This window comes from Brevibacillus sp. BD137, assembly GCF_041644655.1.
In the GTDB taxonomy this organism is placed as follows: Bacteria; Bacillota; Bacilli; order Brevibacillales; family Brevibacillaceae; genus Brevibacillus; species Brevibacillus brevis_D.
The window spans coordinates 602,222-613,421 of sequence record NZ_JAOTNO010000001.1; the positions used below are offsets into that span (position 1 = coordinate 602,222).

The 11,200-nt window shown below is 47.9% G+C and carries 1 protein-coding gene; it reads right to left on the minus strand.

Features of this window, described 5'->3' with window-relative positions:
- Window positions 1–5: 5 nt before the first annotated feature.
- Entirely contained in the window at window positions 6–11,198 is an 11,193-nt protein-coding gene (locus ODZ53_RS03160) for an SDR family NAD(P)-dependent oxidoreductase (protein ID WP_372675882.1), read from the minus strand.
- Window positions 11,199–11,200 lie beyond the last annotated feature (2 nt).

Consider the following 11,200-nt stretch of genomic DNA (forward strand, 5'->3'; position numbering starts at 1 on the left):
TCGGCTTACACGTATAGAACCGGTTTGTCCTGTTCTCTGTCTGTTTGAGATTTCAGGGTGGTATTGACTAGAAATTCCGTGATGTGCTTAAGCGTTGGGTAGTCCATCATCACAGCAGGTGTCAGTTCTAGCTTGTACTTTTGATTGATTTTGGCAGAAAACTCGGTGAGCTTGACTGGGTCGAATCCGTACTCCTTCAGTTCAATATCCGTATCGATTTCTTCGCTCTCTACCTTTAGGATGAGAGAGGCGAGTTGAATGATCGTTGCTTGTACGTCATCAAACAAGTTGTTCCCGTCTGTATCCATTTCTGCTGTAAAGTAAGCTGCTTTTGGTATCTCTTTTCTTTTTACCTTGTTTTTAATGCTTGCCATGCTTGAGGAAATTTTGTTAGAAACGATTGCAACAGATTCGTTTGTATTGATTCCTTCCGTCACGAGTGGCTTGGTCGTTTTCATCAGCGCCACTTGATTCATCGGACCTGATAGCAAGACTTCCAATGCCTCCATCCCTTCTGAAGGTTCAATCGAGCCAATGCCGATCTGTTCCATTCTTTCCTGATAGCCCTTGGACGCAACGATTCCAACACTGCCCCAGTATCCCCAGTTCATTACTTTCACCGCACACGTCCATTCCTCGGCAAGCTGATGGGCGAAAGCATCTTTAAAGGCGCAGCCTGAGGCGTAATTGCTTTGTCCAGGCGATTTCGTAAACGAGTTAATCGAAGAGAAAAACAGGACGAAATCCAATGCTTCCTCGCCAAACACTTGGCTCATCCGCACACTTACCTCCACTTTTGGTACCAGTCCGGCTCGGAAGGTCATCTCGTCCATATTCGCCAGACTTCTATCGAGGAGAACAATGGCAGAATGAATCACGCCGTTAATCTTGCCATATTGCTTCTTGATCTCTTCGTAAGCAGATTGCAGCGACTCGCGATCCGTAGCATCGGCTTCGATGTAGAGCGGTTCCGGTCCTAGGGTAGCCAGTTGATTGATTTTGTTCTGAATCGATTCCTCTTTTTTACGACGACCGATCCAAATGATTTGAGCTTGATAGGTTCGGATCATGTAGTCGCTCCACGCTTGTCCAATCCCACCTGCGCCTCCAATCACAACGTAGACGCCATGTTGTCGGTAGACGGTTTGGTTAATGGAAAGACTCTGCACGGGCAATAGCTGCTGACGATACCATGCGTGTCCACGATATGCCCAAGCGTTTCCATGTGCATCGACAGGCAAAGCAAAAATATCACGTAGCGGCCACTCGGTATGCGCCTCCAAATCGACGAGTCTTACCTTCCAGTTCGGATATTCCTTCGCCATCGATCCGATTAATCCGTGGATGCTGGCATGTGTTGGATGGATCGGATCTTTTTTGTAGATAGCCTGCGCTTGCACAGTAATGATCGTCCAGCCCAAGTCTCTCGTCTGATACCCCAACGCAAGCAAAGCCTTGATCAAGCGAAAAACTTGAATAACGCCCCGCTCCTGGTCGTTCATCAAGGACTCGTCTTTTACAGATTCCACACGAGTGTCAGGAGCCACCCACATGATGTGATCGATCACACCCTGCTCTTCCAGCTTACTTGCGATTACCTCTATCGAATCACTTGGCTCTAGCTGGATAACCGAAGCTTGGGGGTAATCACGTTGAAGGAGACTTCCGTCCTTTTCTTCGGCGCAAACGATGACGACTTGATCACTCGTTGCTGGAATGACTTCCCCTTTTTCTACGGACACGGCATTCCATACTGGAGTGAGCATCGTGGTTCCAACCGTCGCACCCCGTTTTTCACTCCCCATTGAAAAGCCTCTCATCCCTACGCCTATTCTGCCTGCCTCATCGCATAGTTCGATATCTAATGTCGCAGTCTCATTCTCCGCTTGGACATTATCACTGAATCGAATGAGAGCATACTTCACAGCAGGATGATTCTCGTATATCTCCAGCTCTTCAAGGGTAAAAGTACCGTCTAGTTGGATGGAGCGAATGCTGTCAGATGATGTAGCCTCCGTGATGAGATAACGAGATGACTGCAACAGAGACTCCAGCAGGCTAGGATGGAAAACGAGTTGTTCGGCTGTCTCCATGGTAATCGAAGGCAAGGAGAGTTTTACCAGAACATGTCCCTGCGCCCTGTATACTTGGTCAATCCCTTGAAATTTAGAATGATCAGCCATTCCACGTTCTTTTAACAGCTCGTAGCATTCTCGGGCAGTAAGCATCTCACTGCTCTCAGCTTGCAAGGCAGGTAGATCCAACGTTGGTATTTCAACGAACGAAGTGAATTCGACCATACCATGGCTATGTACCACTGACCTGGTATCATCTTCATTCGATTCGCTGTAGATTTTATAAGCAAGCTCTCCTGTATCCCCTGGATAGATACCTACGTGTACCTGAACCAGATCGTCGCCCACCAATAGCGGATCATCTGTGACAACATGAGACATTCGGATTCCAGATAAAGTCCCCGCTCTATCTCCTGCTGCCTGTTTCACTGCCGCCCGTGCCATTTCCAGATAAGCAGTGAGTGGAAAGAAGCGCTGCCCGTTTCCTAGATGGTCAGCCAAGAACGGCTCCTGCCCTGTAAAACTCGAGCTGTATCTCAGCTCATAGAGGTCAGAAGTATTCTTATGAAGCAATGGATGGAGGATATCGCCGCTAGCGGAAGAAGCCCCAGTCCCCCCTGTTGCCATTGGCTTTTGAACATCTATCCAGTACCGCTCTTTGGCAAAAGGATAAGTAGGCAGGCTGACGCGGCGCGGCTTATCTTCACCATAAAGCTTGTTCCAATCAAAAGAGACACCCTTGACCCAAAGGTTCATCAGTTTTGCGAATTTCCCCTTGGCCATCCATGTCTCTACTGTTTGTTTCATATCTTCATCAGCAAAAAGAGCTACCGTGTCATGATTGCGTTTCACTCGCCCACGATACAGCTCGGCAATGTTCTCTGCGCCTTCTGCAAAATGTGTTAGTTTTTCCGCAAGCTCATCCACTGATCCGACGATAACAGCCAAGCGTTCCTCCAGCGCTTCCCGCCCTACTTGAAGCGTATAAGCGATATCAGCTAGATCGGCATCCGTGAATGATTCTTCTTTGACCGCCTTCAATATTTGATTCACTTGAGCAAATAGGCGCTCTTCGTTCTTCGCTGAGAGCACAATCACTTTTGGATGCTCTGGCTGAATGTCACGATCGGGCTGTCTATCTTTTTCGCGATACTCTTCGATGACGATATGGACATTGGCTCCTCCCGCCCCAAATGATGATAGCCCAGCGATTCTCGGATACTCCTTGGTTACTCCGTTGATTTCAATGACTGGTCTTTGCCACTCTGTCAGCTTTTGTTGAACCGCAAATGGTGTATCCCTGAAATCAATGTTTGGATTCTTGACCTCAGCGTGCAAGGATGGTGCGATTTGACCATACTTCATTTGAAGCAATATTTTGGTCAATCCTGCAATTCCTGCCGCGCTCTCCGTATGTCCAATGTTTGACTTCGCCGAGCCGATGGCGCAGAATTGTTTGTCTTTCGTGTATTGTCCAAATGCGCGAGTCAGTCCCGCAATCTCGATTGGATCGCCCAAAGCGGTACCTGTACCGTGGGCTTCGATGTAGCTGACGGCACGAGCATCCACTCCTGCCCGCTGCAATGCCTCGTGGATGACCTGCGACTGCGCGATGGGGTTGGGAACGGTATATCCATTTGTTTTGCCGCCTGCATTGAGCATGCTTCCCTTGATCACGCCGTATATATGGTCTCCGTCTGCCATCGCCTTTTGCAGAGGCTTCAATACGATAGCTCCCACACCTTCTCCATCTACAAAGCCGTCCGCTTGGTCGCCAAACGACTTGCAGCGGTCACCAGCAGATAGCATTGTCGCTCCAGACAGTCGAATATAGTGGAACGGATCGACAATTAAATTGACCCCGCCAGCGATGGCACATTCACTTGTACCGCTATACAGGCTTTCCAAGGCTAAATGAATCGCGGTCAAAGAAGAGGAGCACGCCGTATCCACTGCTAGACTGGGTCCTTGGAAATTGAACAAGTAGGAAACTCGATTCGCAATCGACCAGTAGCTCGTTCCTGCTGGGTAATTTCCATTCATGACACCCACAAACACACCAATTTTTCTGCTTTCTCCTAACGTGGCAGGAGTGTAGCCCGCATCTTCCATGCTGGCGTATGCCGTTTGTAAAAATAAGCGCTCTTGTGGGTCCATCTGCTCTGCTTCGTTAGGCGAGATTTGGAAAAAGAGCGGGTCGAATTTATCCATATCCTCGATGAAACCGCCAAATTTGGTGTACATGTATCCTCTTTTTCCTTTTTCTTCGCTGAAATATTCTTGCCAAATCCAACGATCCTTCGGCACTTCCGTGATGCAATTCTTCCCTTCTTTCAGGCGAGTCCAAAACTCCCAGACATCCCCCGCTTGCGGATAACGACCTGAAAGACCAATGATCGCCACATCCTGTCTGGACGGCGCTGCTGGTTTTTCTGCATCCGTATCAAGAACTTGCAGGAAACGGCGGGACTTTGCCTTTCGAACTGCCGAGCCAGCTTGCTCTTTTGCAGAAGCTGCTGCGTTGGTTATTTGCTTTTGAACAGACGGCTGTTCGTCTATTCCTACTAATGCGAGTAATTCATCCGCTTGTGTTGTCATGAAATGCTCGACCAGCGCATCAATCGTTTGATATTCAAAAAAGAGGGTCGTACTGATCTGATGTAATTTTTTCCGTAGGACATTCGTCATTTGCACAATCATAATCGAATCAATGCCATATTCCTCCAGAGCGGCAGAAGAGTCGATCTGGTCAAATGGAATTTTCAGTGTCTCTCCGACCAATTGCTTGAAATAGGCTGTGCTTTTCTCACGAAGCATATCCTCTGTGCTTGTTCCTCTGTCTGCATGAGAAGGAATGGCTAGAGTTGAGCCAGATGTCTCCATTAATTTCTGTTGTTGTTTGGACTTTCGGACAACGCCGTCACTCTCCGCTATCATCATCTGTGGATAGGAAACGACTCGGTAGCCCTCATCTCTCAATGCTTTCTGCCAAGCTTCCAGAGGTAGTGAAAGACCTGCTGCGAGGTCTTTGCGTACGTTTTGATCGGTCATCTGTTCTATTAGAAGCAGACCATTCCTTTTTAAGAGATTCTTGCAGGTACGCAGGGTTTGGCGGATTTGTTGAGCTGTGTGTGGGTTATCAGCTGTGATAATCAGGTCGTATTCACCAGCATTCCTTCCTTGTTCACCTAACGCCGCTTCTGGATCAAAAACGTGGAAGCTCACAAATGATTGATAGGCATGTAATTTTGGTGAAAGCAAGGAACTGGTAGATTCTATGCCCGCTCCTCCGAGTTCGAGAATCCGCACTCGCGCTGATGAATCCTGCTTCAATCTCTCCTTGATAAAGGCCGTCACGACATCAGCAAGCCCTTCATTTTCATGGGCAGACAGCTGTAGCATGGATAGATACTGTGCAGAATGAACATCCACCCATTCCTCTACCTTCATCCCTTCAATGACAACAGGCTTCGTGATCTTCATGAAAGCAATCTGATCCATGGCTCCTGCGAGAAGTGTCTCTATGGCTTGCATTGCTTCTTGCGGCTGAATAAGGCCAATGCCGATTTGCTCCAAGCGACGATAGGTTTCTACCATCTCCTGATGAGAATCTTCCGCTTGCCCACTGCTCCAATATCCCCAATTGATCAGTTTCACCGCACATGGCCATGCTTGGGTCAATTGATGGGCATAGGCATCCTTAAAGGTACATCCTGCCGCATAGTTGCTTTGCTTCGGAGCTTTCGTAACTGCCATGAGCGAAGAGAAGAATAAGACAAAATCCAAAGGCTCCTTCTCAAACACCATTGCGATGTTCACACTCACATCAACTTTTGACGAAAGCACTGCTCGGAAGCCTTCCTCTTGCATATGTTCCAAGCTCTCCTCCACCAAGACCATGGCAGAATGAACAACGCCGTCAATCCGTGTATACGTTTGCTTGATCTGTTCATAGGCTTGTTGCAAATCCTTCTGCTGCGTTGCATCCGTTGCTATATAGTCTGGTGCTGGTCCAAAAGTGGCAAGTCTATCTATCTTCGCTTGAATCTCTTCATTTTTTTGACGGCGACCAATCCATATGATCTGGGCTTGATAGGTACGAATCATATATTCGGTCCATGCTTCGCCAATGCCACCGGCTCCGCCAATCACCAAATAAATGCCACCCTGCTTCATACGTGTCTGATCAATCGGAGGATGATCGACGGCAAGCAACTGCTGGCGATACCATTCACCCTGGCGATACACCCACGGACGCCCCTGACGATCTCTTGGCAGCCTCAACATATCATCCAATGGCCATTCAGATTCGGACTCTACATCCACGAGTCGAATCTTCCAGTTTGGATATTCCTTCGCCATCGATCCAATTAACCCATGAATACTGGCGTGGCAGGGATTCACAACATCTGTACGGCGAATGGGCTGGGATTGAACCGTGATGACACTCCACCCCAACTCCTTACCTCCGTATCCCAAGCGAAGCAAGGCTTTAATCGTTCGGAAGCATAGAATCACTCCCTGATCTTGCCCCGTGATTAATCGATGATCCGCCAAGGAGTCTATCGCATCAAAAGGAGCGCTCCACACCAGATGATCAATGGAACCAAGCTCTTCCAGTCGGTGTACGATTTCCTCAATCGTATTCTCAGCCTGAATGGACAATACTTTTGCTCTTGGATAGTACTGGTGAATGGCGCTCCCATTCTCTTCATTTCCGCCCACAATGACAACCTGCTCATCCGCAGTAGGGAAAAGCTGCCCCTTCTCGACTGAAGTCACATCCCACACAGCGGACAGCATGAGATTCCCCACAGGAGGCTCCAGAGAGGTTACAGAAGAAGCGATGCTCGAAGAAACATGGCTTGCTTGCTTCCCGTCCTCCAGCACTCGCATGGAATATCCCTTTATTCGTACACAAACATTTCCTTGGTCATCGCATACATCAATATCCAGCTTATGTATCTTGTCATCTGCGCTGCTGTTGGCACTGTAACGAACGTACGCCCACATAGAGGCTGTACACTTGTTGTGAATTTCAACTTCCTCCATGGCAAAAGGCAAGGACGGCTTGCGGCTTGAATGACCATCCGCTGTTGGGGTCTCTTCTTCAACCATCATGAGCCCGATAGATGCCTGCAAAGCAGAATCCATTAAGCTTGGGTGCAGGACAAAAGGGTTCTCCATTTCGGAGACGGAGGCTGGCAAGGACAGCTTGGCTAAAACTTGCCCCTTCCCTACATACAAGGTGTCAATTCCTTGATGAGCCGACCCATACTCCATTCCTATTGCATGAAAAATGCTGTAGCACTGTTCGGATGAAAACGCTCGTAGACCGCACTCTACTTGTAAGGATGGCAGATTCAGGGCATGTTTCTCCGCAACAGAATGAAGCATGACGCTGCCTTGACTGTGTATGACGGGTTCTGCATCCATGGCCTCCAGCTCGCTATAGATTTCAAAAGTAATCTCACCATTCTCTTCGGGAACAAGACCGATATGTACCTGTGCAGGTTGGTCCCCCACAACAATTGGCCGTGTCCAAACCACGTTTTTGAGTTCAATCTTGGCTGGTTCTTCTGTCAAGGAAGCCGTTGCTTGCTCTGCTGCTGCTCTCGCCATTTCCAGATAGGCAACTCCCGGCAAGATTCTCTGCTTCTTCACGACATGATCTGATAGGAAAAACTCCTGACCTGTAAATGTGGAGCTAAACCTAGTTACAGAAAAATCAGAAGTATTTCGCTGCAACAGTGGCTGAATGGCAGCTTCTCCCGTGAGTGAAGCTGCTGTCTTGCCGCTTACCGATTTACTTTTGCTTTCCGGAATCCAATAACGATTCTTCGCAAATGGGTACGTCGGCAAGGGAACACGTCTCGGTTTGTTATTTATGTAAAGCTGTTCCCACTCCATTTCATTGCCTGTCACCCAATATTCAGCTATTTTTCTGATGTTGCCTTCAGCAATCCAGCTCTGAATAAGTTGTTGAGGGTCTTGGTCGTTGTTCGGCTTCAAGCTCCCTTCCCAACAATGATCGATCGTATTCTCGCCTCTCGAATAAGCTTCCAATTTTCCGATCAGCTCGGGTATAGCCTCGACGACAAAGGCTACTCGTTCTTTCATCGCTTCTCGTCCAACTTGCAGGGTATACGCCACATTTTCCAGATCGATTTGCGTTTCTCGATCAGAAAAAGTCTGAACTTTTCCCTCTATCTCATCTCGATGGTTATCCATGAGAGAAGCGATGACGGAAGCAATGGAGCTGCTTTGATCAAACTCCTTGATATCTAGCTGAATAGGTAGCTCCTCTTGCAGTTTTTGTTTGAGCTGTGTGAGTTGAACGAGGTCTACTCCGTATTCATGCCACTCTTGTTCGATCTCAATGCTGTTTTCTCCCACATGAATAATACTGGATAAAATCTTGCGGAGCTTCTTCTCCAGCATTTCTTGAAGGTGATTGTCAGATGATACCTCTCTTAGAAAGTCCGCTACTTTTTGCGCATAAGCCTGCAATCGTTCCTTATTCTTGGCGGATAGCGGAATCAACACTGGGTTATTTTTATGGCCAATTACTCTTACTTTCGGCTTTGTTTCAGCTGGGATGTATTCTTCCAAAATAATATGGGCATTCGACCCCGAAGCTCCAAAAGAACTTACCCCTGCTCGTCTCGGAACGGAGACTTCTTGACCGTTTTCCACGATCACCGATTTCCATTCTTCTGTCCGCTGCTGTACATAAAAAGGAGATTGTGCAAAATCAATAAACGGATTCACTTCCTTGGCATGTAAGGAAGCAACAAGCGTTTTATGGTGAAGCTGAAGAACAGCTTTTTGCAGACCGCTGATACCCGCCGCAGATTCTGCATGTCCGATATTTGACTTCACCGAGCCTATTGAACAAAATTGCTGATCCTCTGTATATTGACGAAACGCTTTCACCAATCCTTGAATTTCTATCGGATCGCCTAAAGACGTTCCAGTCCCGTGCGCTTCCACATAACTGATCGTTCTCGCGTCCACACCGCTCTTCTCCAGGCAGGCTGTAATCACTTCTGCCTGCGCAACAGGGCTTGGCACGGATGGCCCGCTCACCGATCCGACGTGGTTCACACTGCTTCCTTTGACCACGGCATAAATATGATCGCCATCCTCCATCGCTTTTCGCAATGGCTTTAATACGACCGTACCGACGCCTTCTCCCGAAACATACCCATCGCCATCCTTGCCAAAGGTATGACAATAGCCATCACTCGCGTGCATATCCATCATGCCGTAGGACAAGTATTTGCCAGGATGCAAGGATAAATTGACGCCCCCCGCCAATGCTACCTCACATTCACCGCGCTTGATGCTTTCCAGCGCCAAATGAACAGCCGTCAGCGAGGATGAGCATACGGTGTCAATCGCCATGCTCGGACCATGAAAATTGCAGAAATAAGAAACGCGATTGGCAATCGGTGCATAGTTCAAGGATAACGGGAACATTTCGCCCCGGGACATCGCTTCCGCTCCGATGAGGGAATAATCCTTGTGCATCACGCCAACAAAGACACCAACCTGCCGCCTGTTACTGCTCCCACGAGGCGGAACAATCGTCTTTGGCGTATAGCCTGCATCTTCCATCGCTTCCCAGCATGTTTCCAAAAACAAACGCTCCTGGGGGTCCATCGTCTCTGCTTCCCGCGGCGATATTCTGAAAAAGGGAGAATCAAAGCAATCCGGATCTTCTATAAACCCTCCCCATTTGGACATCTGCTTTCCAGATGGGGATTTGAGTTCTCCAAACCGCTGCCAATCCCAGCGAGATATCGGGACTTCTTTGATGCAGTCTTTGCCTTCTTTTAGATTCATCCAAAATTCTTGGAGATTTCTTGCCTCTGGATAACGCCCCGCCATCCCGATGATCGCAATTTCTTCATCAGCGATCGCTGCATGACTCTTGGTGTTTGCTGATGAATCTACAACTCTCGCAGGTTGCGGCCATTCTTGTCCACCTTCCTGATTCATCAAATCAAGCCCACTGAATGCGGAATCATGATTCTCGGTCAAATAGGCGGCCAACTCGGCGATATTCGTATACTCAAACAATAAAGTAGGAGCCAGTGGCGCTCCTACTTTCGCTTCGACAGCCTTCACCACTTCCAACAAGCCCGGTGAGTTCAGCCCCATTTCATAGTAACCAATCTGCGTATCAATCAACGCGGCTGGAACTCGTAATCGATCTGCCAGCAGTTGTTGTAAAAAAGCTTGTGCTTTACTCGATTCCTTTGACAGAGATACGGTTTGCTTTGATGGTTGGATCAGGCCAGGATCACGAACTAACTTGCCCGCAAAATTTTGCAAATGTGCAATTTTTTTGCCTGAACGATCAAAGAACTCCATCGTCATATACATCAGTTCATTTTTTCGTTGGATGGATGAGGTTTGGACGCTGACAAAGCAATGCTGCTGTAATAGAGCTGTGGCGCGAAAAGATTCATAAAAAAGCGGTAAAAATAGTCGCTGCTCTTCTTGAACTATTGAAGTGAATAATACCATCGAACCGATCGCAGCCCCATCGATCAATGTTGGGTGAAACATGAACCCTTCCGCACTGGGAAGGGCATGTTTACCAAGAGATAGATCTAGTACCGCCGCTGAATCTGTTTCAAAAATCGTTCCTTCTGCCTTCATAAAACCTGTATGCACCAATTCCTGACGGCGGCATTGCTCATACACGTCATGCAGATTGATCTTTTTGTTTGCCGCTTGCTCTAGCAAGGGAAGATTCAGCGTTTCATCGAACTGCGCGGAAGCATGGTGATGCATTTCAGCAGTGACATACAGCTTTTTCTCCGAGTCTAAAATGCCGTTGCGCTGTGTCTGACCCTCCATCCGAATCTGCCACTGTCCTGCTTTGCCTTGCGTGCACTGAATGCTCAGCATGACATCATAATCTTGACCGACCATGATCGGATGATAGATCGTTAGATTACGAAGCTCAAGCTCGCGGTAATCATGGCCATTTTCTCGAAACATTTGATACAACAGATCAATATGGGCTAATCCGGGCAACAGTTCCTGACCGTGCACTTTATGATTTTTGAGGATTGGATGGTTGATCGTTATGAGAAACTGATCATGCACGT